Here is a 23,646-nt window from a genome sequence, read left to right as displayed (position 1 = left end):
GTCAAACTGCCCTGCTCTGCTAGGCATCGACGTCCACCGGAGGACCTGCAGGCCGCGCTGCTGCGCGCCGTCTGCGAGGACGTGCGGCAGGCACCTCGACGGGCTCCGTTGGCTGCTCGGCCGCCGCAGTGAGCGGTGCCGACGGCTCGTCGGGTGCCGTCCCGGCCTGGTCGGAAGACGTGGCGTCCCCCGAGTCGTCCGTGGCGGGTACGACGATGACCATGCCCGCGTCGGGTGCTGTGCCGGTCGGCGCGGCAGCCTTGCGGGCCACCCGCCGTCCGCGTCGAGCCTTGGCAGCCACCGGAGCCGACGGCTCGTCGGCCGCAGTCTCGGCGGGCGTGTCGACTTCGGTGGCCTCGGTCTCGGCGTCGGCGACCGACGCGGCCGCAACGTCCACGTCGTCGGCGGAGACCACGGTCACCACTGCGTCGCCGCCGGCAGCTTCGGCCGGTGCCGGTGTCTCGACATCGGCCGGGCTGACGTCGGCGACCACGTCGTCGTGATGCGCGGCCATGGCCAGCGCCACCGGGTGCGCTCGTTTGATCGACGGATCGACCACCGGGTGCTCGTGACCGTCTCCCGTGCCTGCCCGATCGTTCGAGGACGCCCGGTCGCCACCGTCCGACCGATCGTTGCCGTCGGCCTTGTTGTCCTTGCCGCGTCGACGCCTGCTGCTCGTTCCCGAGTTGCTGCTGTCGGACCGCGACGAATTCGACCGTCCGCCGTCGTTGTCCGGCTTGGCATCGACGGGGAACGGGTGCACGACGATGCCGCGACCCTGGCAGTGCTCGCATGTGGTGGAGAACGCCTCGACGAGCCCCGTACCGAGCTTCTTGCGGGTCATCTGCACCAGTCCGAGCGAGGTCACCTCGGACACCTGATGGCGAGTCCGGTCGCGTCCGAGGGACTCGGTGAGCCGCCGCAGTACGAGATCGCGGTTGGACTCGAGCACCATGTCGATGAAGTCGACGACGATCATGCCGCCGATGTCTCGCAGACGCATCTGGCGAACGACTTCCTCGGCCGCCTCGATGTTGTTGCGGGTGACGGTCTCTTCGAGGTTGCCGCCGGAGCCGGTGAACTTGCCGGTGTTGACGTCGACGACGGTCATCGCCTCGGTGCGATCGATCACCAGGGTGCCGCCCGAGGGCAGCCAGACCTTGCGATCGAGAGCCTTGGCCAGCTGCTCGTCGATGCGGTGCGCAGCGAAGACGTCGACCGAACTGCCGTCCGCCTCGTAGCGGTGCAGCCGCTCCATCATGTCCGGGGCCACGGTCTCGACGTAGTTGGACGTCGTCGTCCATGCCTTGTCGCCCTCGATGACGAGCTTGGAGAAGTCCTCGTTGAACAGGTCTCGGATGACCTTGACCAACATGTCGGGCTCTTCGTACAACGTCTGCGGTTGCACGCCCTTGCCGGTTTCGGCGTTGGCCGAGCGTTCTTCGATGCTGGCCCACTGCGCCTGCAGGCGAGTCACGTCACGTGCGAGCTCTTCTTCGCTGACGCCCTCCGCTGCGGTGCGGATGATGACGCCTGCCTCGGGAGGCACGATGTCGCGGAGGATCTCCTTGAGCCGCTTGCGCTCGGTATCGGGCAGCTTGCGGCTGATACCGGTGGAGCTTCCACCCGGCACGTAGACGAGGAAGCGACCGGCGAGCGAGAGCTGCGTCGTCAGGCGAGCACCCTTGTGCCCCACCGGGTCCTTGCTGACCTGCACGAGAACCTGATCGCCCGGCTTGAGGGCCTGCTCGATCTTGCGCGCGCTCCCGCCGAGACCGGCAGCGTCCCAGTTGACCTCGCCTGCGTACAGCACACCGTTACGGCCTCGGCCGATGTCGATGAACGCTGCTTCCATACTGGGCAGCACGTTCTGGACGCGGCCCAGGTACACGTTGCCGACCATCGACGCGGTGGCACTGCTGGTGACGAAATGCTCGACGAGCACGCCGTCTTCGAGCACGGCAACCTGTGTGGTCAGCGGATGATCCGGCGTCGCCTTCTCGCGCACGACCATGACGCGGTCGACGGATTCGCGACGCGCCAGGAACTCGGACTCGGTGAGGATCGGCGGACGACGACGGCCGGCATCGCGCCCGTCGCGGCGGCGCTGACGCTTGGCCTCGAGGCGCGTCGAACCCGTGATTCCCTGAACCTCGTCCCGGGGTGCGCGACTCTTGTTGCGTGGCTCACGCTCGTGCACGACGGTGTTGGGCGGATCGTCCTCGGACGTCGCGCCTTCGGCAGCGGCCTCGGCTCCGGTCTTGCGCCTGCGACGGCGACGGCGACGGCGGCTGGAGCCGTCTCCGTCCGAACCACCGTTGTCGGAGTCGTCGTAGTTGTCCTGGGCTCCGGAATCGGACTCGTCGTCGCCGTCCTCGGCCGAGGAGTCCGCGGTGCGCGCGTCGTCGGAGGAGTCGGTCGAATCGGAGTTCTGACGGTCGGAGGAACGGCTGCGAGTACGTGACCGACGCGAGCGTCGTCCCGAGTTCGACTGCTGCCCGTCACCTGCCGAGGACTCGTCCGAGTCCGCGTCGTCGCTCGACTCCGCGTCGGTCGAATCGGTGGTGTCGGTGCTGTCGGTGTCCCCGTCGGAATCGTCGTCCGAGTTCTCGTCGGTCGACTCGTCCGAGGACTGCTCGCCGCGACCGCGTCCGCGACCACGACGGCCGCGCCGGCGACGTCGAGGCTGAGACTGATCGTCGTCGCCGTCACCGTCGGTCGAGCTCTCGGCTTCGGCCGACTCGCCGGCCTCGGAGGAGGACCGGTCGGTCTCGACGGCGGAGACCTCGGATGCACCGGTCTCCGGCATCACTGCGGACTCGCTGCTGTCGGTAGTGGCACTGCTCTCGGCGTTCGCAGCCTCGTGCTTGGGGGCGGCCTTGCGGCTGCGGCGACGGCGAGCCGGAGGCTCGGCCGGTGACTCCGTCGATTCCGTCGATTCCGTCGCCGGAGCATCGACAGCGGCGGGCTGCAGGAACAGAGGGGTGGCGAACGTCGTCGCTGTGGGCTGGTCGGTCGTTGCCGCGGGCGCGGCGGCCTTCGACTCAGGAGCCGGCGCACTGGTGAACAGCTGCGGCTCGGACCACGGAACCTCGTCTGTGGGCGCATCGGCGGCAGGCACATCGACATCGGGCACCGGAGTCGGCTCGGCAGTCGAGGAATCGAGAGTTGCTGCTGTGGGGCCGTTGACCGAATCACGAACGGACTCGGCGACGTCACGGCTCAGGCTCGACTGAGCACTGCGCGCTTCGATGCCGAGCTCACCGAGGGTGACGAGCAGCTGCTTGCTGGTGACGCCCAGGATCTTCGCCAATGCGTGCACGCGCAGCCTGGTCGGCAGCTCGATGGTGTCGGGTTGCGCCGACGACACCGCGTCGGTTTCCACAGGCGACACCGGGCCGGGGGCCTCCGTACGTCCTGCGTTTTCGTTCTGTACATCTTCGGGCGGGCTTTGATCGGCCACGTAGTCTCCTCGGGCCCCCGGGCGCGTCCATCCGACTTCGGGTGTGACGCGGCCACGCGAGGGCAATCCTTGTGTACTCACGTCGGGTTGGACGTCAGCTGTTCGGTCTCGCTCCGCACCCGAGCCGATGACCACTTCGTAGTTCTCGGTGGTCGACGACAGCGTGTGCAGTGCCTGGCTGGATGGTGGTGTACCGGCGATCCGAGCGCCTGATCATCAAGCAAGAACGCGAACGAGCCTGTCTCTCGTTCGAGCATCTGCGATGACGGGCAGCGGATAGACGACAGTCATCCGATCGAATCCATCACACCGGTCTAGCGAACTTCCGTGAAGCCTGCGCTTCGGGTGGAGCGTGAAACCTGTACGTACTGGTGCAGTGGAGTCGATCTGTTGTCGAGTATCCCACACGCTGTGATGCGTACTCGCCACGCCGCACCGATCGGGTTTCCGACGGGTGCGGCGTGGCTGACGAACGTTGCTGTTTCTGTCGACGGCAGAACGGTCAGGCGAGGCCGGGGAACCAGAGTGCGATCTCGCGCTCGGCCGATTCCACGGAATCCGATCCGTGTACCAGGTTCTGCTGACCGTCCAGGGCGAGGTCACCGCGGATGGTCCCGGGAACCGCCTTGGCCACGGGGTCGGTGCCGCCTGCGATCTGACGGAAGGCCGCGATGGCGCGGGGGCCTTCGAGAACTGCGGCCACGACCGGTCCGGACGTGATGAACTCGAGGAGTTCGGGGAAGAACGGCTTGCTCTCGTGCTCCGCGTAGTGAGCCGAGGCCAATTCACGGGAGACGGTCTTGAGCTCGAGTGCGACGATGCTCAGACCCTTCCTCTCCACGCGGCCGAGGATCTCTCCTACGTAACGCCGGGCAACTCCGTCGGGCTTGATCAGTACAAGGGTGCGGTCGGTCACGAAAGACGACAGTAATGGAACCCGGCGATGCAGCGCGCGCCGCATCGCCGAAACCGACGGGTTTCCCCGGTCAGTCGCGCTGCCCCGGCAACATTCCTCGTCGGATCCGCTCGGTGATGTCACGGCGCAGGTACAGCAGATACAGCCAGACCGCGATGAAGATCAGGCCGACGGCACCGATGGAGAGGTGGAACACCGCCCCGGCCACGACGAACAGCTGGAGAATCAGGTTGAGCTTCATCGCCCACGGCTCCCCCTGCTTGCCCGCCGCCAGGACCATCACGACGGCCAACGCCACGATGTAGGTCGTCGAGAACCAGGTCGCGCCGCCGCCGAGGGTCGCCACCACCGGCAGCGCGAGCAGTGTCACGATGGCTTCGAGCACGAGGGTGCCCGCCGCGACACCGCGGAACCCCTTCCACGGGTCGTTCGTGGGTGGTCTGAACTCTGTTTCGCTCACGCGGGGTCCTTTCCGAACAGAGTGCGAGCTGCACCGACGGTCACCACGGATCCGGTCACGACGACTCCGGCACCGGACACGGCCTCCCCCGGCTCGGCGACCTCCTCGGCCAGCCCGATCGCCGTTTCCAGGGCATCGGGCAGTGTCGACGCCACCACGACGCGTTCGTCACCGAACTTGGCCACCGCGATGTCGGCCAACGCGTCCACGTCCATCGCCCGCACCGACCCGTTGTGGGTGACGACGATGTCGTCGAACACCGGTTCCAGTGCGTCGAGAATCGCTCCGACGTCCTTGTCCGCCATGACGCTGACGACGCCGACGAGTTTGCGGAAGTCGAATTCGTCGGTGAGGGCGGCGGCGAGCGCTGCCGCCCCGTGCGGGTTGTGCGCGGCGTCGAGGAACACGGTCGGGGCATTGCGAACCCGCTCGAGCCGACCCGGATTGACGATCGTCGCGAACGCGCCGCGCACGGTGTCCTGATCGAGTTGGCGATCCGGACCGGCACCGAAGAACGCCTCGACCGCCGCGAGTGCGAGCGAGGCATTGTGCGCCTGATGCTCGCCGTGCAACGGCAGGAAAACGTCGGTGTACACCCCGCCGAGCCCCTGCAGTTCCAGTTGCTGGCCCCCCACGGCGATCTGCCTCCCGAGCACGGTGAATTCCGATCCGGCCCGCGCCACCGCAGCATCCGCCTGCACCGCCGCCCGCAGCAGCACCTCGGAGACCTCTGGTTGCTGCTTCGCCAGAATCGCGACGGTGTCGCGCGGCACGAGCGATTCCGGTGCCTTCTTGATGATCCCCGCCTTCTCGCCTGCGATCCCGGCGAGATCGTCGCCGAGGAACTCGACGTGATCGAGGCCGATCGGGGTGATGACGGCGACCTCGCCGTCGACGACGTTGGTGGCGTCCCAACGCCCACCGAGTCCGACCTCGATGACGGCGACCTCGACCGGGGCCTCGGCGAACGCAGCGAACGCCATGGCCGTGACCACCTCGAACTTGCTCATTCGGGGTCCGCCCGCAGCCTCGGACTGCGCGTCGATCATCTCGACGAACGGTGCGATCTCGTTGTAGGTGTCGACGTAGAGCCGCGGAGAGATGGGCCTCCCGTCGATGCTGATCCGCTCGGTCGCCATCTGCAGGTGCGGACTGGTGGTTCGGCCCGTGCGTCGGTGGAAGGCAGTGAGCAGTGCATCGATCATGCGAGTCACCGAGGTCTTGCCGTTGGTGCCGGCGACGTGAATCGACGGGTACGCCTTCTGCGGCGAGCCGAGCAGATCCATCAGCGCCGAGATCCGAGCCGTCGACGGCTCTATCTTGGTTTCGGGCCAACGCTTGTCGAGCTCGGCCTCCACGAGGGCGAGCTCGGCCAGATCGACCGGGCTCGGCGGAGATAGCGGCAGGGCGGCGTCGGGTTCGGTCACTTAGGTTCCCATCGATTCGAGCCGCGCCGAGATGCGTGCGATCTCTTCGCCCGCGATCGTCTGGCGTGTTCTGATCTTGTCCACCACCGCATCCGGTGCCTTCGCGAGGAACGCTTCGTTGCCGAGCTTGCCGGTGGTCTGCGCCAGTTCCTTCTCCGCAGCGGCCAGATCCTTCACCAGGCGGGCCCGTTCGGCGACGAGGTCGACGGTGCCCGAGGTGTCGAGTTCGACGACCACGGTGGCCTTGCTCAGGCGCACCTCCACCGAGGCAGTGGCGGCGAAGTCCTCGGCGGGCTCGGTCAGTCGAGCCAGTGCGGTGACCGCCGAAATCTGCCCGTCCAGATCGGAGTCGGGGACTCCGACGATGCGGGCCGCCACCTTCTGGGACGGCTTGAGTCCCTGATCGCTGCGGAATCGGCGAATTTCGGTGATGAGCCGCTGCATGTCCTCGATGCGTTGTGCCGCAACAGGATCCAACGACTCGGTGGCGGCAGTGGGCCACGCCGCGATCACCAGCGACTCGCCGCCCGTGAGCACCTTCCACAGCGTTTCGGTGACGAACGGAATCACCGGATGCAGCAACCGAAGCAGGGCGTCGAGGACGTTACCGAGAACTCCGCGCGTGGTGGCGGCGATGGCGTCGTCGGCGAACTGAACCTTGGCGATCTCGAGGTACCAGTCGCAGACCTCGTCCCAGGCGAAGTGATAGAGCGCCTCGCAGGCCTTGCTGAACTCGTACCGATCGAACGCCGAATCCACCTCTGCCCGAACCTGTTCGAGCCGGTCGAGTATCCATCGGTCGGCGTCGGTCAACTCGCCGCGCCGAGGCAGATCTGCCGGTGCCGCGCCGTTCATCAGAGCGAACTTGGTGGCGTTGAACAACTTGTTGGCGAAGTTGCGCGACGACTGGGCGTGGTCTTCGCCCACGGACATGTCGGCTCCGGGGTTCGCGCCGCGAGCGAGTGTGAAGCGCAGCGCGTCGGCACCGAAACGGTCGACCCAGTCGAGGGGGTCGATGCCGTTGCCCCGCGACTTCGACATCTTCTTGCCGAACTGGTCCCGAATCAGGCCGTGCAGAAACACATCTCGGAACGGAACCTGCGGCCCCGACTTGCCCGCGGTGATCGCGTCGTCCGCTCCGACGTAGGTGCCGAACATCATCATGCGGGCGACCCAGAAGAACAGGATGTCGTATCCGGTGACGAGAACACCGGTGGGATAGAACTTCTCGAGATCCGCCGTGGCGTCGGGCCACCCCATCGTCGAGAACGGCCACAGCCCGGACGAGAACCAGGTGTCGAGAACGTCGGGATCCTGCTCCCAGCCCTCGGGCGGCGTCTCCCCCGGTCCGAGGCAGACGGTCTCGCCGTCGGGTCCGTACCAGATCGGAATCCGATGACCCCACCACAGCTGACGCGAGATGCACCAGTCGTGCATGTTGTCGACCCAGGCGAACCAGCGCGGTTCCTGACTCTTCGGGTGAATGACGGTGTCGCCGTTGCGCACTGCGTCACCGGCCGCCTTCGCCAGGGTGTCGACCTTGACCCACCACTGCAGCGACAGGCGCGGCTCGATCGGCTCGCCACTGCGCTCGGAGTGGCCGACACTGTGCAGGTAGGGACGCTTCTCGGCGACGACGCGGCCCTGCTCGGCCAGTGCTTCACGAACCTTCACGCGCGCCTCGAAACGGTCCATGCCGTCGAACTGCGTTCCGGTGTCGGCGATCCGACCTGCCTTGTCCATGATCGAGGGCATCGGCAACGAGTGCCGCACACCCATCTCGAAGTCGTTGGGGTCGTGAGCCGGGGTGATCTTCACGGCACCGGTGCCGAACTCGGGATCGACGTAGTCGTCGGCGATGATGGGGATCTGCCGCCCGGTGAACGGGTGCTCGAGGGTGGTGCCGACGAGAGCCTTGTATCGCTCGTCGTCGGGGTGAACCGCAACTGCGGTGTCGCCGAGCATCGTTTCGACTCGGGTGGTCGCGACGACGACATGCGGCTCGGAATCGTCGAGCGAGCCGTATCGCAGCGAGACGAGTTCGCCCTCGACGTCCTCGAACTTGACCTCGATGTCGGAGATGGCGGTCTGCAGCACAGGAGACCAGTTGACCAGTCGCTCGGCGCGATAGATCAGACCGTCGTCGAACATACGCTTGAACATGGTCTGCACGGCCTCGGACAGGCCGTCGTCCATGGTGAATCGCTCTCGGCTCCAGTCCACACCGTCGCCGATGCGTCGCATCTGCCCACCGATGGTTCCGCCCGATTCACGCTTCCAGTCCCAGACCTTGTCGATGAACAGCTCGCGGCCGAACTCTTCCTTGGTCTTTCCGTCGGCGGCGAGCTGCTTTTCCACGACGGTCTGGGTGGCGATACCCGCGTGGTCCATGCCCGGCAACCACAGCACCTCGTACCCGAGCATCCGCTTGCGACGGCTCAGCGCGTCCATCAACGTGTGGTCGAGAGCGTGACCCATGTGCAGGCTGCCCGTGACGTTGGGTGGGGGCAGCACGATGGAGTAGGGCGGCTTGCCGCTGGTGGCGTCGGCTTCGAAGTACCCGGCGTCGACCCAGGACCGGTACAGCTCCGCCTCGACCGCACTGGGATCCCAGCTCTTGGGCAGGTCGATCGAATCGGCGGGGTTCTCTGAGTGCTCTGGCGCTGAACTGGTCACCGGTCGATTCTAGTGGCCGAGGATTCGAGGCATCGACACCCTCTCGCCCAGCACGTGCTGCGCCAGGAATGCCAGCACCACCTCGTACCAGACCTTGGCGTGTTGGGGACTCAGAATCCAGTGGTTCTCGGCCGGGAAGTAGAGAAAACGATGGTCGGTGTTGCCCTCGTCGTCGGCGGGCAGGCCGGATTCGCTGAGCAGTTCGTACCACAGCCGCAGGCCCTCGCCGATCGGCACTCGATAGTCCTTGTCGCCGTGGATGACCAGCATCGGCGTGGCGATGTCCGCGACGAACAGGTGTGGGGAGTTCTCCACCGCCATCTCCGGAGACATCTCACGAGCCCAGTAGTACGGGGCATCGGTGGTCGGCCCGAACTGATCGAGCGCCCACAGGCTCGCGTGGGTGACGATGGCGTCGAACCGGTCGGTGTGCCCGGCGATCCAGTTGGCCATGTAGCCGCCGAAGGATCCGCCCATCGCCGCGGTGCGGGTGTCGTCGATGTGCGGTAGCGCGGCTGCGACATCGGTCAACGCCATCAGATCGGTGAACGGAGCCTTTCCCCACGCACCCCAGCCGCGCTGCACGAACTCCTGGCCGTACCCGGTGGACAGAGCCGGATCGGGCAGCAGCACCGCGTACCCACGGGCGACCATCAGCCAGGGATTCCACCGCCACGACCAGGTGTTCCACGAGCTCAGCGGACCACCGTGCACCCACAGCAGCAGCGGTGCGGGTGCCGCGTCCGAGGCACCCTCGGGCAGTGCCAGCCAACCGCGCACCCGGGCTCCGTCGCCGACGACGGTGTCGATCTCGGTGAGAGTTCCGGGCAACGGACTGCGGTCGATGGAGGTGTCGAGGTCCACAACGGTGCCGTCGGACAGATCGATCGACACCGGATGCGGGGCGGCCAGATAGGACGCGGCGAGTGCGAGCACCCTGGTTCCGTCCGAGGACACGTGAACGTGGGTGTAGGCGTCGTTCGTATTCGTCAGCCGACGCGGCTCCGCACCCTCGCGGACGACGAAGATCGGCGACCGGCCGTCGTCGTCCGCGGTCACCAGCACCCCCGACCCGTCCGGCAACCACACCGGGTCGATCGGCCATCGATCCCAGCCGGGCGCGACATCGACGACGGAGGCAGTCCCGAAGTCGTAGCGCTGCAGCGTCATTCGAGGCGCATCCTCGGGAGTGGAGAGCGATTCACGCACGAACACCACGGACGCACCGTCGGGCGAGATCGCCGGCGCGCCCAGATCGGCATCGACGTCGTCGACGATCGTGCTGCGCTCCCCCGTCGCGGTGTCGATGCGCACCAGCACCGTCCGCACGGTCGCCAGAGCGCCGGGTATGGCCCAGGTGGACACGACGAACGCACCGTCGGCACTGATGTCGAACGCCGCCTCGTGCAGAGCTCCGGCCGCATCCGAGGTCAGATCACGAAACACCGTCGTACCGTCGGTCGATCCGGCGAACAGATGCGGGGTGGCAGGACCGAGGTCGTGATCCCAGAAACGCACCGGAACCCCGGTGTGCAGAATTGCATCCACCTTGTTGGCCTTGCGCTCGGTGCGCAGGGCATCGTCGTCCTCATCGGTGCGCGACGATCCGAACACCGGCGAGAACCCGACCAGCGCGTGTCCGGAACGGGCGCTTCGGATTTCGCTCAGACCGGCCGACCGAGTCTCGAGCACTCGCGCCTCACCGCCCGAGGCAGGAAGAATCCACAACCGGGCCGGATCGTCCTTGCTCGATCGGCGGGAGAACAACAAGTCGCCGGCCGGGGTGAACACCGGAGCGCTCTCGCCCCACTCGCCGTGCGTGAGGCGTCGGGCCGACGAACCACCGTCGACATCGATCTCCCACAACGACGTTCGATACTCGGTCCGCGAATCGTCCAGTGCGGCAACCACGATCACCGCCCGCGAGAAATCGTGCGATGCCGCCAGGCCTGTGACCCGACGGGCTCCGATGTACTCGTCGACGTCGTCGTACATGCTCATCCAGCGAGCCTAGCTCCACCGGCCGCTGTCAGTCCTCGCCGAGGTCCTCACGCAGCTGAGCGAGCGTGCGAGCCAGGATTCGCGAGACGTGCATCTGCGATATCCCCACCTTCTCCGCGATCTGTGTCTGGGTCATCGACCCGAAGAATCTGAGCACGACGATGCGACGCTCACGCTCGGGCAACTTCTCGAGCGCGGGGCGCACCGCGAGATAGCTCTCCATCTTCTCGAGTTCGGGATCGTCGGCACCGAGGGTGTCCATCAGCGGCAATCGATCTTCGCTGACCACCGAGTCGACCGAGACGGTCTGATACGCGCTGCGCGCAAGCAACGCCTGCGAGGCTTCCTTGACGTCGATCCCGAGCTCGACGGCGATCTCGCTGGCAGTCGGAGCTCGACCGAGCTTCTGCGACAACGATCCCACCGCCTGGGAGATCATCGAGTTCAGTTCCTTCATGCGCCGCGGCACCCGAACCGACCATCCTGCGTCCCGGAAGTACCGGCGAGCCTCGCCCATGATCGTGGGTACGGCGAACGACACGAAATCCGAACCACGTTCGATGTCGAATCTGTCGACCGCGTTCACCAGACCGAGGCGTGAGACCTGCAGGAGGTCCTCGTGTGCTTCGCCGCGACCGCCGAAGCGGCGTGCGATGTGTTCTGCGAGAGGAAGGCAGCGGGTGATGATGCGATCGCGCAGCACTCGGCGCTGCGGTGAATTCTCGTCGAGCGCTTGCATCTGCTGGATCAGGGCGACAACGTCGCTGTAGTCGTCGGACTCTCGCCGTGTGCTTCGTTCGTGCGGCACAGGCACTAGACCTTGCTCCTCCGCTTGACCACGTCGATCGCGACCGTGCGACCTGCTTCGTCGTCGACCGCGTCGTCGGCACGCAGTTCGATGGCGTCGGTCAACGTCTGCAGCACGTGCCAGCCGAAGCTGTCCTTCTTCGGTACGGAAGTGGGTGTCAGGGTGGAGGTGACGACGATTCGGATTCCGGAGTCGCTCACTGCGAACATGCACGACAGCTCGGCATCGGTGACCGAGCCCTTGATCAGCTGCGAGCACACCTCGTCGACGACCAACTTCACATCGGCGATGTCGTCGAGCGTGAAGTCGCTGAGCACTGCGAGGGTTTCGGCGACGGCACGAACCACAGGAAGTTGGTCTGCCTCTGCACGCACCCTCAGCTCGACCGGTGCACCGGAACCTCGCTCCAGTTCTTCGATCTTGCTGACCCCAGCCATCCGCACTTCCCATCGTCGCCGAGCAGTCGTTTTACCGTTCGCCGAGCCAGACTACCCAGCGCCCGGCGTTTCAATCCTGGCAGTCGGAAGTAACACAGGCGTCAGGTGAGCGCTCGGAGCGCTGCCGTTGCCGGCCCCACGAGCCTGCCTGCGCTCATCGTCGCTCCGGCGGATCCCTGCCCGGACGCCACCACCGTGTGCACGAGCACCGCCAACGTCTCTTCCGCCGCAGCGACCCGGTCGACCACGTCCGCCTGGGTACGGCGCGCATCGCACCGGCCCTCGACCACGTCCGCCAGAGCACGCACGAAGTCGGCACCGGCGACACGGACGTCGTCTCCGAGCGCGTGGAACGGCGGAACGGGATCGAGGCGACGTCCCGCAACAGGGATCCCGCGGCCGAGGGCACCGACTCCACCGCGTGTTGTGATTGCCGCCAGTACAGCGGCGGTGCTGCGAGAGCGTTCACCGCCACACCAACCGCGAGCTCGACGATCCTGTCCACGAAGGCGACCGGATCGGATGCCGATCCGTAGGTGACCATCAGCAGCGCGGTCACCGGTATCCAGATTCCGCTCGTACCGAACTTCGACCAACGGCCCACGAGCGCACCGACGAAGACGCTGACCGCCAGAGCCACACTCGGATGGCCGACGATGCGAACCACGAGTGCCGCGACGAGAACCCCTGCGGTCACCGTGGCGATCTGCTCGGCCGCCGAGCGCAGGCTTCGGCTGATCGTCACCTCGATCAGGAACACCGCTGCGTAGGGAGCGAGGAAAGGCTGCGACATCGACAGCAGTTCGGTGGCCAGAATCCACGCCGCCGCCGCGGCACCCGCCATTTTCGCGGACACGACGAGGGTTTCGATCGTCCTGTCTCGCGAGACCGACTGTCGTGTCCACCTCATCGCAGTTCGCCCACCCGACCCCGGTCGACCCGAAACCGCCCGGCCCGGGTGACGGGGACGCAGCGAACTGGCACGATCATCGATGTGGACTACTCGCAGGCACTTCGCTCTCTCGCTCGACGTCTCGGCACATCGACCTCGTACCGAGGCTGGGACGACACCGTTCGCGAAGTGAGCGACGACACCCTGCGTCGAGTGCTCGCCGCGCGCGGCTACGCAACCGAATCGACCGAGGACGTCGACCGAGCTCGGGCCGACATCGAGAACGCGCCGTGGCGGCGTCTGCTTCCGCCGGTGGTAGTGGCGACCCAGGGCACCGATGCAGTGGTGTGGGTGCATGTGCCACACGGCAATCCGGTCGAGGTCTCGATGGTCTCCGAGGACGGCGAGACCATCGAGGTGACCCAAGCCGACGTCTGGGTCGATCCCCGTGAGGTCGACGGCCGCCTGATCGGTCGCGCCACGTTCGTCGTTCCCGGCAGCGCACCGCTCGGTTGGCACAGCCTGACCGCGACGACGATCAGCGAGGACAACACGGTCCGAACCTCGGACACGGTCGTGGTGGTCACGCCGAAGTCGTTGTCCCCCAATGCAGAACTGGCAGACCGGCAGCGCACGGGTTTGCTCACTCAGTTGTATTCGGTGCGATCGAAGCGGTCGTGGGGAATCGGTGATCTCGGTGACCTGGAGGACATGGCCGACATCGCGGGCCGCGAGCACGGGTTCGACTACCTTCTCGTCAATCCGCTGCACGCCGACCGACCCACCACACCGGTCGAGGCGTCGCCCTACCTGCCGACCACCCGCCGGTTCTTCAACTCGCTCTACATCCGCGTGGAGAACATTCGCGAGACCGCACTGCTGTCGCCGCAACAGTTCGCCAAGGTCGAGAAAGCCGCGAAGCGTTTCGACAAGGCCAACAAGCGAACCGGGAAGCTGAACCGAGACTCGACATTCAGGGCCAAACTGCGTGCCCTGGAACGTGTTCACAAAGTGGAACGAAGCCCGGCCCGCGAGTCCGCATTCCGTGCATTCGTCGAACGGGAGGGTTCCGGACTGCGCGATTTCGCGGTGTGGAGCGCATTGGCGGAGAAATTCGGACCCGAGAATTCGGCGTGGACCGACAGAGCAGCGCACCCACGGACCGACTTCGTGCTCGAGCAGCGCACCAAGCTCGCCGAGCGCATCGACTTCCACATGTGGCTGCAGTGGATCTGCGACGAGCAGTTGGCCGCCGCGCAGCGTGCGGCGCTCGATGCGGGGATGGACATCGGCATCATGCACGATCTCGCCGTCGGCGTGGCGCGGGGCGGAGCCGACGCGTGGGCGCTCGGTGACGTGCTCGCGTCGGGAGTCACGGTGGGCGCACCGCCGGACAACTTCAACCAGCAGGGCCAGAACTGGAATCAACCCCCGTGGGATCCCGACCGACTCCGCGAGCTGGCATACGTGCCGTACCGGGACATGCTGCGCACGATCCTGCGTCATGCCGGCGGCATCCGCGTCGACCACATCCTGGGCCTGTTCCGCCTGTGGTGGATTCCGCAGGAGGCCGAGAACGCAGGCGGCGGAACGTATGTCGAGTACGACCACGAGGCCCTGATCGGCATCCTGGCCCTCGAGGCCGAACGCGCAGGCGCGGTGGTCGTCGGTGAGGATCTCGGCGTCTTCGAGCCGATGGTGCAGGAGTACCTCACCGAACGCGGCATCTTCGGCACCTCGATCCTGTGGTTCGAGGCCGACGAATCCGGACCGATCCCGCCCGAGAACTACCGCAGTCTGTGTCTGACGTCGGTGACCACGCACGACCTGCCGCCCACGGCCGGATATCTCGACGGCGAACACATCGACCTGCGATCACGTCTCGGCCTTCTCGAACGCGATATCGACTCCGAGAAGGAGGTCGACGCGAAAAAACGCGAGGCGGTTCTCGAGCTGGCGCGTGAGCGCGGATTGCTCGACGCCGACGCCGACAACCACCGAACGGTGGAAGCTCTGCATCGCCTCGTCCAGCGCAGTCCGTCCCTGCTGATCGGTGTCGCTCTCGTCGACGCAGTCGGAGAACATCGCATCCAGAACCAGCCCGGCACCGACGAAACCCAGTACGAGAACTGGAAGATCCCGTTGGCCGACGCCGAAGGCAAGCGAGTACTCGTCGACGACCTCGTCGATCACCCGCGCATGGTGTCGTTGGTGAACGCAATGACCGACCGCGTCGACGGCCCGAGAACGCTGGGGTCCACAATCGAAGAATGAGTCACCGTCGTCACCGCGAATCCAACCGACACTGATGGGCCGCATCACTACCCGCAGACCCGTCGTCCGACTCAGGAGTGGGCACCGCGTCGAGCGCCCGGACACCCTCGTGGTGGAGGAGCCGATGGAGTTGAGAGTCGACGGCACAGCGCTGGCCGTCACCATGAGAACTCCCGGCCACGACGTCGAGCTCGCTCACGGCTTCCTGCTGACCGAAGGTGTGATCGCCTCGGGGGCCGATATCGCAGCGGCTCGCTACTGCGACGGGGTCGACGACGAGGGCGCGAACACCTACAACGTCCTCGACGTCACCCTGGCCGAGGGTGTCGCTCCACCGGAGACCGGCGTCGAACGGAACTTCTACACGACGTCCTCGTGCGGGGTGTGCGGCAAGGGATCGTTGGACGCAATTCGATTGCGCACCAAGCATTCCCCCGTGGCCGATTCGGTCGTCGTGACGTCCGATACTCTGTCCGGGCTACCCGACACGTTGCGGGCCGCGCAGAAGGTCTTCGATGCCACCGGCGGTCTGCATGCCGCCGCCCTGTTCACCGCAGACGGCGAGATGCTCGTTCTACGTGAGGATGTCGGACGCCACAACGCCGTCGACAAGGTCGTCGGTTGGGCGGTGACCAACGATCGAATTCCCCTGCAGGCCACAGTGCTCATGGTCAGCGGCCGCGCCTCGTTCGAATTGGCCCAGAAGGCCGTGATGTCCGGAATACCGATTCTCGCAGCGGTCTCGGCCCCGTCCTCGCTTGCGGTCGACCTCGCCACCGAATCCGGTTTGACGGTCGTCGGCTTCCTCCGCGGTCGGTCCATGAACATCTACTCGCACGCCCACCGCGTTCACGTCTCAGACGTCGGCGTCGACCAGTAGTTCGGCAGCGGTCGCATTTCTGACCTCGTCGACGGACACACCGGGCGCGGTCTCGACGAGGCGCAGTCCGCGTTCGGTGACGTCGAGTACGGCCATGTCCGAGATGATGCGGTGCACGCAGCCTTTGCCGGTGAGCGGCAGAGAGCAGCGTTCGAGGATCTTCGGCTCACCCTTGCGAGAGACGTGTTCCATCATCACGATGACGCGTCGCGCTCCGTGCACCAGATCCATCGCGCCACCCATCCCCTTGACCATGTGCCCGGGAATCATCCAGTTCGCCAGATCACCGGTGGCGCTGACCTGCATCGCCCCCAGTACTGCGACGTCGACCTGGCCGCCACGGATCATTCCGAACGACTGCGCGGAGTCGAAGTAGGACGCACCGGGCAGGACCGTGATGGTCTCCTTGCCCGCGTTGATGATCTCGGCGTCGAGTTCGTCCTCGGTGGGATAGGGGCCGACACCGAGCACTCCGTTCTCCGAATGCAGGATCACCGATACGTCGGTGGGGATGTAGTTGGGCACGAGAGTCGGCATGCCGATGCCGAGGTTGACGTACTGACCGTCGCCGAGTTCCTGCGCCACCCGAGCCGCCATCTGTTCGCGGGTCATCTTCTCGCTCATGCTCGTACCGTCCTCTGCTCGATGCCGACCTCGACCGGTCCGACGTGGACCACCCGCTGCACGTGAATACCCGGGGTGTGTATCTCGTCCGGTCCGATCTCCCCCGGCTCGACCAAATGCTCGACCTGTGCGACGGTGATGCGCCCCGACTCGGCGGCCGGCGGGTTGAAGTTTCGCGCACTGGCGTGGAACACCAGGTTGCCGTGTCGGTCGCCCTTCCATGCGTGCACGAGCGCGTAGTCGGCGACTATTCCGCGTTCCATCACGTAGGTGACACCGTCGAATTCGCGGGTCTCCTTGGGAGGACTGGCCAGTGCGATACCGCCGCTGCCGTCGTAACGCAACGGCAATCCGCCGTCTGCGACTTGAGTTCCGACCCCTGCGGGGGTGAAGAACGCCGGAATGCCGGCACCGCCCGCTCGCAGTCGCTCGGCGAGGGTGCCCTGCGGGGTGAGCTCGACCTCGAGTTCTCCGGAGAGATACTGCCGCGCGAACTCCTTGTTCGAGCCGACGTACGAGCTGATGGTCCGGCGAATACGGTGCTGCGCCAGTAGCACTCCCAAGCCGAAGCCATCCGTCCCGCAGTTGTTGCTGATGGTTTCCAGATCGGTCGCCCCCTGCGCGAGCACGGCGTCGATGAGAATCTCCGGCACTCCGACCAATCCGAAACCGCCGACGGCGATCGACGATCCGTCGGGAATGTCCGCTACGGCTTCGGTGGCGCTGGCCACGACTTTGTCCAACATGAGACGCACGCTACCGCATGTTGTGCGGAATATGAACAGGTTGCCACAATGCGAACATCTCGCTATGGTGTCTGTTGCGTAGATCACCACAATCGTGAGGAACCTTCGATGCTTCTTCTCCCGCCCGAGTATCGGGATCAATCGGGGGTCCATGCCCCGCTCGACTTCCCCGAGTACCGGACCACCGCTCTTCGGCATCCGGCGCAGCCGCTGACCCTGCTCCCCCAGCGACTCACCGAGATCACCGGACCGGTGCTGGGCGAGGGACGGGTCACCGCCGCCGACGCCGATCTCACCCTGGCGAACGGCGGTGAGGCACAAGGGCAGAGGATCATCGTGCACGGCCGCGTACTCGACAGCGACGGCAAGGCGATTCCGAATACCCTCGTCGAGGTGTGGCAAGCCAATGCAGGCGGCCGTTACCGCCACACCGGCGATCGGTGGCCTGCACCGCTCGATCCGCACTTCAACGGCACCGGACGCGTTCTCACCGATGCCGAGGGTCGATACCGTTTCACCACGATCAAGCCGGGCGCATACCCGTGGGGCAACCACCACAACGCGTGGCGGCCGGCCCACATTCACTTCTCGCTGTTCGGCCAGGCGTTCACTCAGCGACTGGTGACCCAGATGTACTTCCCGGACGACCCCATGTTCTTTCAGGATCCGATCTTCAACGCCGCACCCGAGGACTCGCGAGCCCGAATGATCGGCGCGTTCGATTACGAAGCGACACAGGACAACTGGGCCCTCGGATTCCGATTCGACATCGTGCTCCGCGGCCGAAACGCCACCCCCTTCGAGGAAGACGACCACGATGACTGATCCCGAGTTCGCCCCGCGCTACCCGGTGGTCTCCGGTGCCGACTTCACCACCGCACCGTTCGGCCAGACGCCGTCTCAGACAGTGGGTCCCTACGTCCATATCGGACTGCTGTGGCCCGACGGTGAGAGCGTGGTACCGCAGGGCACCGACGGCGAGATCACCGTCTCGTTCACGGTCATCGACGGAGCCCGAAACCCCATGTCCGACGCCATGATCGAGACCTGGCAGGCCGATGCCGACGGCCGGTTCGATCACCCCGACGATCCGCGCGGCGCGGTGGCGTCACGCACAGTCGGTTTCCGCGGCTTCGGGCGCGCGTTCGCGGACGAGACCGGGACGATGTCGATCACCACGATCAAGCCCGGACCGTTGCCGGCCGAGGACGATCGTGTCGAAGCACCGCACATCGATGTCAGCGTCTTTGCTCGCGGGATGCTCGACCGAGCCGTGACACGGGTGTACTTTCCCGACGAAGTCGAGGCCAATGCGGTCGATCCGGTGTTGTCCGCCATGCCTGCGCACAAGCGTGCCAGACTCGTCGCAGCACCGGTGCACGGTGGGTATCACCTCGACATCGTGCTGCAGAACACCGATCCGGACGGCGACGAGACTCCGTTCTTCGCGCTGTGACACACGATTGCCGAGAGGGGACGATGGAATCCGAGCGAGGGGCACTGTTCGATCCGACGTTCGGTAGCGATACCGTTGCGCCGCTCGTGGGCGACCGAGCCTGGGTGACAGCGATGTTCGCCGTCGAGGCGGCGCTCTCCCGGGCCGCGGTCACGGTCGGTCTCGTGCAGGCCGCTCACGCCGAGGTCGTCACCTCTGTTGCGACCGAACTCGGAGCGGGACTGGACATCGCGAGGCTCGGAGTGGATTCGGCGGCCGGAGGTAATCCGGTGATCCCGTTGGTGAAGATCCTTCGCAGCGAGGTGGCCGAGGCCGATGTTCCTGCTACGGCAGTGCATCCCGGGGCCACCAGCCAGGACATCATGGACACCGCGCTGATGCTCGTCTCCCGCGATGCGCTCGGTGCGATCGAGAGCTCGCTCGACGCCGCGAGTGCAGCAGCGCGGGGTCTTGCTCTGACCCACCGGACCACCCCGATGGCGGCGCGCACTCTCGGACAGCAGGCATTGCCCACCACCTTCGGTCTGGTGGCCGCGAACTGGTTCTCTGGGTTGCGCCGCGCACAGACCGGGATCGCGGCCGTTCGACGTGCGTGCGCCGTCCAGTACGGCGGTGCTGCAGGCACTCTCGCGGCCGTGTATCCGCACGGACCCGCCATCGCAGCGGCGATGGCCGTCGAACTGGGCTTGGCTCGACAGAACACTCCCTGGCACACCGACCGCACCGCGATCGCCGACATCGCGTGTTCCCTGGGCATCGCGGCAGGAACGATCGGCAAGATCGCCCAGGACATCGTGTCGATGTCCGCCACCGAGTTGGGCGAGGTCTCGGAGGACGCGCCGGGTGGATCATCGGCGATGCCGCACAAGCGAAATCCCGTTGCGGCCATCACCGCTCGGGCTGCGGCCCGGCGAGTCCCGGGTGCGGTGTCGACGGTGTTGTCGAACATGGACCACGAACATCAGCGCGCCGCAGGAGCGTGGCATGCCGAATGGGAGACGATCACCGATCTGCTGCGCTTCACCGGTGGTGCCGCTCATCGACTCTCGCAGAGCCTGAGCGGGTTGCACGTTCATCCGGAGGCGATGGCCCGCAATCTCGATGCGACGGGTGGAGCTCTGCTCGCCGAACGTGTCACCGCGGCATTGGCAGCGCACACCGAGCAGGCCCGCGAGATAGTCACTGCGCGCTGCGCGGTGGGAGCGCCGCTGGACAGCGACCCTGCCATCACGGCGTTCCTGCCACCCTCGACGGTGCGCGAACTACTCGACCCGGCCGCGTATCTCGGCCACGCACCCGAGCTGGTCGACGCGATCCTCGCCGAGCACGCCCTCGACACCGAACTCACCACAGAATCGAAGGATTCACGATGACCGTCGCACTTGCTCACGAACGCACCGAAGGACCCCGCGCCGACGCGGAGACCGTCGTGCTGATCGGATCGCTCGGCTCCGACCGATCGATGTGGAACCCGCAGATCGGACCACTGTCCGCTTCTGCCCATGTGGTCGCCGTCGATCTTCGTGGGCACGGGGCATCGCCGGTGCCATCGGGTCCGTACTCCGTCGCGGAACTGGCCGAAGATGTTCTGGCACTGATCGATTCCCTGAATCTACGGCGTGTTCACATCGTCGGTCTCTCGCTCGGCGGCGCAGTCTCGCAGTGGATCGCCATCCATCGCCCGGAGCGCGTGATCACTCTGACGTTGCTGTGCACCTCGGCCAGGTTCGGTGAGCCGGCGCAATGGCTCGATCGGGCCGCAACGGTCAGGTCGGCGGGAACCGCGTCCCTGGCCGACGCCGTACTCCAGCGCTGGTTCACCCCCGAACTGGCCGCTCGCGACGTCGATCTCGTCGACCGGCATCGCCGGATGATCGCCGGCACGTCCGACGAGGGCTACGCAGCATGCTGTGAGGCGTTGTCGGATTGGGACTCTCGTTCGGATCTGAACCGAATCACCGCTCCGACCCTGGTGATCGCGGGCCGGCAGGACCCCTCGACCACGCCCGAGGACCTGAAGATCATCGCCGACGGCGTCATCGGATCGACGTTCCGAGTTCTCGACCCGGCCGCGCACCTGGCCAACGTCGAACAAGCCGGGCCCGTCACCGCGGCGATCGCCGCACACATCGGAGCGGATGCGTATGCGCTCGGCCGCGCAGCTGCCCACGATGCCGGAATGGCGGTGCGGCGCAGCATCCTCGGTGATGCGCACGTCGACCGCAGCGTCGCCGCGCGAACCGACTTCACCGCACCGTTCCAGGACTTCATCACCCGCACTGCATGGGGTGACATCTGGAATCGGCCAGGACTCGATCACCACACCCGCAGACTGCTGACCCTGGCGATCCTGACGGCGGTGGGCAACCAGCACGAACTCGACATGCACATTCGGGCCGCCCTGCGAGCGGGCACTGCGCCGGACACGATGGCGGAGGTGTTCCTGCACACCGCGGTGTACGCGGGAGTTCCGAACAGCAACAGTGCATTCGGTCTCGCGAACGCGGCCATCGCCGAGACATCGGCCGAGACCGAATCGGGTACCTCGTGAACTCCGCGGAATCGCCGCCGCCGTCCTCGGACTACGTCCAGTCACTGGGCCGTGGTCTTGCGGTGATCCGAGCCTTCGACGCCGAGCATCCGCGTCGAACACTCTCCGATGTCGCCCGAGCCACCGACCTCACCCGAGCCACCGCTCGGCGGTTCCTGCTCACCCTCGTCGAACTCGGCTACGTCCGTACCGACGGCTCGATGTTCTGGCTCACCCCGCGAGTGCTCGAGCTGGGCTACAGCTACCTGTCGAGCCTGTCGCTCCCGGAAGTCTCGGGACCGCACCTGGAGGCTCTCGCCGAACGAGTGCGCGAGTCGTCCTCGGTCTCGATTCTCGACGGTGACGACGTGGTGTACGTCGCCCGTGTTCCGGTCAGCCGAATCATGACCGTCGGCATCAACATCGGCACCCGATTTCCCGCGTTCGCAACATCGATGGGGCGCGTGCTGTTGGCCGGACTGCCCGCCGACGAACTCGCGGCATACCTCGATCGGGTGCGGTTGACTCCGCTCACCGGTAAGACCATCACCACTGCCGACGCGCTCGGCCGCGAACTCGACCGGGTCCGATCCGACGGCTTCTGCGTGGTGGACCAGGAACTCGAAGAGGGTTTGCGCTCCATCGCGGCTCCCATTCACGACGGACACGGAGCCGTGGTCGCAGCGGCGAACGTCTCGACCCAGGCCGCGCGGCATTCCGCCGATGCGGTGCGCACCGAACTGCTACCGGCTCTGCTCGACGCCACCCGCGCCATCGAGATCGACCTGCTCCGGGTGAGCACCGGACCCAACGACAAGCGAGGAACCACCCATGCCTGATGCCGTGATCTGCGAACCACTTCGGACCCCGGTCGGTCGCTTCGGCGGCCAGTTCAAGGACATCTCCGCCCAGGCTCTTGCCGGTGCGGTGATCGCCGAACTGGTCACCCGCACGCGCATTTCCGGTGCCGACATCGACGACGTGATCCTCGGTCAGGCGTCCCCGAACGGCGATGCACCGGCCATCGGACGCATTGCCGCGCTCGATGCAGATCTGGGTATCGACGTCCCCGGGATGCAGGTCGACCGTCGCTGCGGCTCCGGTCTGCAAGCGGTGTTGCAGGCGTGCATGCAGGTCCAGTCCGGCGGCAACGATCTGGTGCTGGCGGGCGGTGTCGAGAGCATGAGTCAGACCGAGTTCTACGCCACCGGCATGCGCTGGGGCGTCAAGGCCGAGGCCGTGGCTCTGTCCGACCGCCTCGCCCGGGCGCGAGTGACCGCGGGCGGCAAGAACTTTCCAGTTCCCGGCGGCATGATCGAAACCGCAGAGAACCTGCGCGCGGAGTTCTCCATCAGCCGCGCCGATCAGGACGCACTCGCAGTCCAGTCCCACCGCCGTGCAGTCGCCGCGCAGAACAGCGGTGTGTTCGCCGAGGAGATCGTGGGAGTGTCGGTCCCCCAACGTAGATCGGATCCGTTGCTCGTCACCACCGACGAGCATCCGCGAGCCGACACCACCGTGGAGTCACTGGCGAAGCTGAAGGCGATCCGCGCGTCGATCGACCCCGAGTCGACCGTCACCGCAGGAAACGCCAGCGGACAGAACGACGGTGCCGCCATCGCCATCGTCACCACCCCGGAAAAAGCTGCCGCACTGGGCCTTCGGCCGCTGGCACGATTGGCCGGCTGGGGCGTCGCAGGCGTGGCTCCACGCACGATGGGGATCGGACCGGTCCCCGCGAGCGAGAAGGCACTGGGACGGCTGGGACTGAGTCTCGACGACATGGGCATCATCGAACTCAACGAAGCATTCGCCGCGCAGGCTCTCGCCGTGACCAGGTCCTGGGGCATCGACCCCGACGATCCGCGACTGAACCCCCATGGCTCCGGCATCTCGCTCGGCCATCCCGTCGGAGCCACCGGAGCCCGCATTCTGGCAACGCTGTTGCGCGAAATGGACCGCCGAGAGGTCCGCTACGGACTCGAGACGATGTGCATCGGCGGCGGCCAGGGACTCGCTGCGGTGTTCGAGCGAATCGGCTGACCACCGTCCGGTG

General features: G+C 66.3%; 19 protein-coding genes. 8 read left to right on the top strand and 11 right to left on the bottom strand.

The features are described from left to right. Positions 1-19: 19 nt before the first annotated feature. The 9 genes from CH306_RS19025 to CH306_RS18985 all read right to left on the bottom strand — a co-directional run bounded on the left by CH306_RS19025 (position 20) and on the right by CH306_RS18985 (position 13,098). A complete protein-coding gene (locus CH306_RS19025) occupies positions 20-3,463 on the bottom strand; it encodes a translation initiation factor IF-2 N-terminal domain-containing protein (RefSeq protein ID WP_094647787.1) in 3,444 nt (1,147 codons plus the stop codon). A gap of 502 nt (positions 3,464-3,965) precedes the next feature. Further along, complete coding sequence (gene ndk, locus CH306_RS19020; protein ID WP_094647785.1) at positions 3,966-4,379, bottom strand: nucleoside-diphosphate kinase; 414 nt, start codon at positions 4,377-4,379, stop codon at positions 3,966-3,968. A gap of 70 nt (positions 4,380-4,449) precedes the next feature. Beyond that, positions 4,450-4,839, bottom strand: a complete 390-nt coding sequence (locus CH306_RS19015; RefSeq protein ID WP_032394583.1) for a DUF4233 domain-containing protein — start codon at positions 4,837-4,839, stop codon at positions 4,450-4,452. Continuing rightward, positions 4,836-6,266 (bottom strand): bifunctional tetrahydrofolate synthase/dihydrofolate synthase, encoded by a 1,431-nt coding sequence (gene folC, locus CH306_RS19010; protein ID WP_094647537.1) that lies wholly within the window; start codon positions 6,264-6,266, stop codon positions 4,836-4,838. Before folC ends, CH306_RS19015 begins: the two co-directional genes overlap by 4 nt. Beyond that, a complete protein-coding gene (locus CH306_RS19005; RefSeq protein ID WP_045194611.1) occupies positions 6,267-8,942 on the bottom strand; it encodes a valine--tRNA ligase in 2,676 nt (891 codons plus the stop codon). 9 nt (positions 8,943-8,951) lie between these two features. After that, on the bottom strand, positions 8,952-10,943 hold the full coding sequence (locus tag CH306_RS19000; protein WP_094647535.1) for a S9 family peptidase: 1,992 nt from the start codon (positions 10,941-10,943) through the stop codon (positions 8,952-8,954). 28 nt (positions 10,944-10,971) lie between these two features. Beyond that, the gene (locus CH306_RS18995; RefSeq protein ID WP_032394586.1) at positions 10,972-11,757 is read right to left on the bottom strand and encodes a SigB/SigF/SigG family RNA polymerase sigma factor; all 786 of its coding nucleotides are present in this window, start codon (positions 11,755-11,757) and stop codon (positions 10,972-10,974) included. Next, a complete protein-coding gene (locus tag CH306_RS18990) occupies positions 11,757-12,188 on the bottom strand; it encodes an ATP-binding protein (RefSeq protein WP_045194606.1) in 432 nt (143 codons plus the stop codon). Before CH306_RS18990 ends, CH306_RS18995 begins: the two co-directional genes overlap by 1 nt. Positions 12,189-12,342: 154 nt before the next feature. Further along, the gene (locus CH306_RS18985; protein ID WP_094647533.1) at positions 12,343-13,098 is read right to left on the bottom strand and encodes an FUSC family protein; all 756 of its coding nucleotides are present in this window, start codon (positions 13,096-13,098) and stop codon (positions 12,343-12,345) included. A gap of 84 nt (positions 13,099-13,182) precedes the next feature. On the opposite strand from CH306_RS18985, the gene malQ reads away from it, so the two are divergent. After that, entirely contained in the window at positions 13,183-15,354 is a 2,172-nt protein-coding gene (malQ, locus tag CH306_RS18980) for a 4-alpha-glucanotransferase (protein WP_094647783.1), read from the top strand. A gap of 34 nt (positions 15,355-15,388) precedes the next feature. After that, complete coding sequence (gene fdhD / locus CH306_RS18975) at positions 15,389-16,234, top strand: formate dehydrogenase accessory sulfurtransferase FdhD (RefSeq protein ID WP_032394588.1); 846 nt, start codon at positions 15,389-15,391, stop codon at positions 16,232-16,234. Here the strand turns inward: fdhD and CH306_RS18970 are convergent. Both CH306_RS18970 and CH306_RS18965 read right to left on the bottom strand, forming a co-directional pair. Continuing rightward, complete coding sequence (locus CH306_RS18970) at positions 16,211-16,858, bottom strand: CoA transferase subunit B (RefSeq protein ID WP_094631079.1); 648 nt, start codon at positions 16,856-16,858, stop codon at positions 16,211-16,213. The genes fdhD and CH306_RS18970 overlap by 24 nt on opposite strands. Continuing rightward, positions 16,855-17,604: a CoA transferase subunit A gene (locus CH306_RS18965; protein WP_179272913.1), complete on the bottom strand. Its 750-nt coding sequence runs from the start codon at positions 17,602-17,604 to the stop codon at positions 16,855-16,857. The genes CH306_RS18970 and CH306_RS18965 overlap by 4 nt, the downstream gene beginning before the upstream one ends. A 108-nt stretch (positions 17,605-17,712) precedes the next feature. On the opposite strand from CH306_RS18965, the gene pcaH reads away from it, so the two are divergent. Genes pcaH through CH306_RS18935 form a run of 6 tightly spaced genes read left to right on the top strand, consistent with a single transcriptional unit; the run spans position 17,713 to position 23,633 of the window. Further along, complete coding sequence (pcaH, locus tag CH306_RS18960) at positions 17,713-18,429, top strand: protocatechuate 3,4-dioxygenase subunit beta (protein WP_032394590.1); 717 nt, start codon at positions 17,713-17,715, stop codon at positions 18,427-18,429. Next, on the top strand, positions 18,422-19,060 hold the full coding sequence (gene pcaG / locus CH306_RS18955) for a protocatechuate 3,4-dioxygenase subunit alpha (protein WP_032394591.1): 639 nt from the start codon (positions 18,422-18,424) through the stop codon (positions 19,058-19,060). Before pcaH ends, pcaG begins: the two co-directional genes overlap by 8 nt. A gap of 23 nt (positions 19,061-19,083) precedes the next feature. Then, the gene (gene pcaB / locus CH306_RS18950) at positions 19,084-20,433 is read left to right on the top strand and encodes a 3-carboxy-cis,cis-muconate cycloisomerase (RefSeq protein WP_094647531.1); all 1,350 of its coding nucleotides are present in this window, start codon (positions 19,084-19,086) and stop codon (positions 20,431-20,433) included. Beyond that, complete coding sequence (gene pcaDC / locus CH306_RS18945) at positions 20,430-21,611, top strand: bifunctional 3-oxoadipate enol-lactonase/4-carboxymuconolactone decarboxylase PcaDC (RefSeq protein WP_094647529.1); 1,182 nt, start codon at positions 20,430-20,432, stop codon at positions 21,609-21,611. Before pcaB ends, pcaDC begins: the two co-directional genes overlap by 4 nt. Beyond that, positions 21,608-22,429 (top strand): IclR family transcriptional regulator, encoded by an 822-nt coding sequence (locus CH306_RS18940; protein WP_094647527.1) that lies wholly within the window; start codon positions 21,608-21,610, stop codon positions 22,427-22,429. Before pcaDC ends, CH306_RS18940 begins: the two co-directional genes overlap by 4 nt. After that, complete coding sequence (locus CH306_RS18935) at positions 22,422-23,633, top strand: acetyl-CoA C-acetyltransferase (protein ID WP_094647525.1); 1,212 nt, start codon at positions 22,422-22,424, stop codon at positions 23,631-23,633. The genes CH306_RS18940 and CH306_RS18935 overlap by 8 nt, the downstream gene beginning before the upstream one ends. Positions 23,634-23,646: the final 13 nt, after the last annotated feature.

It is taken from the genome of Rhodococcus sp. 15-725-2-2b (assembly GCF_002259075.1).
In the GTDB taxonomy this organism is placed as follows: Bacteria; Actinomycetota; Actinomycetes; order Mycobacteriales; family Mycobacteriaceae; genus Rhodococcoides.
Note: the sequence above shows the minus strand (reverse complement) of the source record. Positions and strands in the feature narration are given on the sequence as shown.

What these genes read in the sequence shown, in the direction of transcription:
- pcaG (WP_032394591.1), top strand. Translation starts at nt 18,422, where the DNA reads ATGACTGATCCCGAGTTCGCCCCGCGCTACCCGGTGGTCTCCGGTGCC.
- fdhD (WP_032394588.1), top strand. Translation starts at nt 15,389, where the DNA reads ATGGGCCGCATCACTACCCGCAGACCCGTCGTCCGACTCAGGAGTGGG.
- CH306_RS18965 (WP_179272913.1), bottom strand. Translation starts at nt 17,604, where the DNA reads ATGTTGGACAAAGTCGTGGCCAGCGCCACCGAAGCCGTAGCGGACATT.
- CH306_RS18990 (WP_045194606.1), bottom strand. Translation starts at nt 12,188, where the DNA reads ATGGCTGGGGTCAGCAAGATCGAAGAACTGGAGCGAGGTTCCGGTGCA.
- CH306_RS18935 (WP_094647525.1), top strand. Translation starts at nt 22,422, where the DNA reads ATGCCTGATGCCGTGATCTGCGAACCACTTCGGACCCCGGTCGGTCGC.
- CH306_RS19000 (WP_094647535.1), bottom strand. Translation starts at nt 10,943, where the DNA reads ATGAGCATGTACGACGACGTCGACGAGTACATCGGAGCCCGTCGGGTC.
- pcaH (WP_032394590.1), top strand. Translation starts at nt 17,713, where the DNA reads ATGCTTCTTCTCCCGCCCGAGTATCGGGATCAATCGGGGGTCCATGCC.
- CH306_RS18985 (WP_094647533.1), bottom strand. Translation starts at nt 13,098, where the DNA reads ATGAGGTGGACACGACAGTCGGTCTCGCGAGACAGGACGATCGAAACC.
- pcaB (WP_094647531.1), top strand. Translation starts at nt 19,084, where the DNA reads ATGGAATCCGAGCGAGGGGCACTGTTCGATCCGACGTTCGGTAGCGAT.
- pcaDC (WP_094647529.1), top strand. Translation starts at nt 20,430, where the DNA reads ATGACCGTCGCACTTGCTCACGAACGCACCGAAGGACCCCGCGCCGAC.
- CH306_RS18970 (WP_094631079.1), bottom strand. Translation starts at nt 16,858, where the DNA reads ATGAGCGAGAAGATGACCCGCGAACAGATGGCGGCTCGGGTGGCGCAG.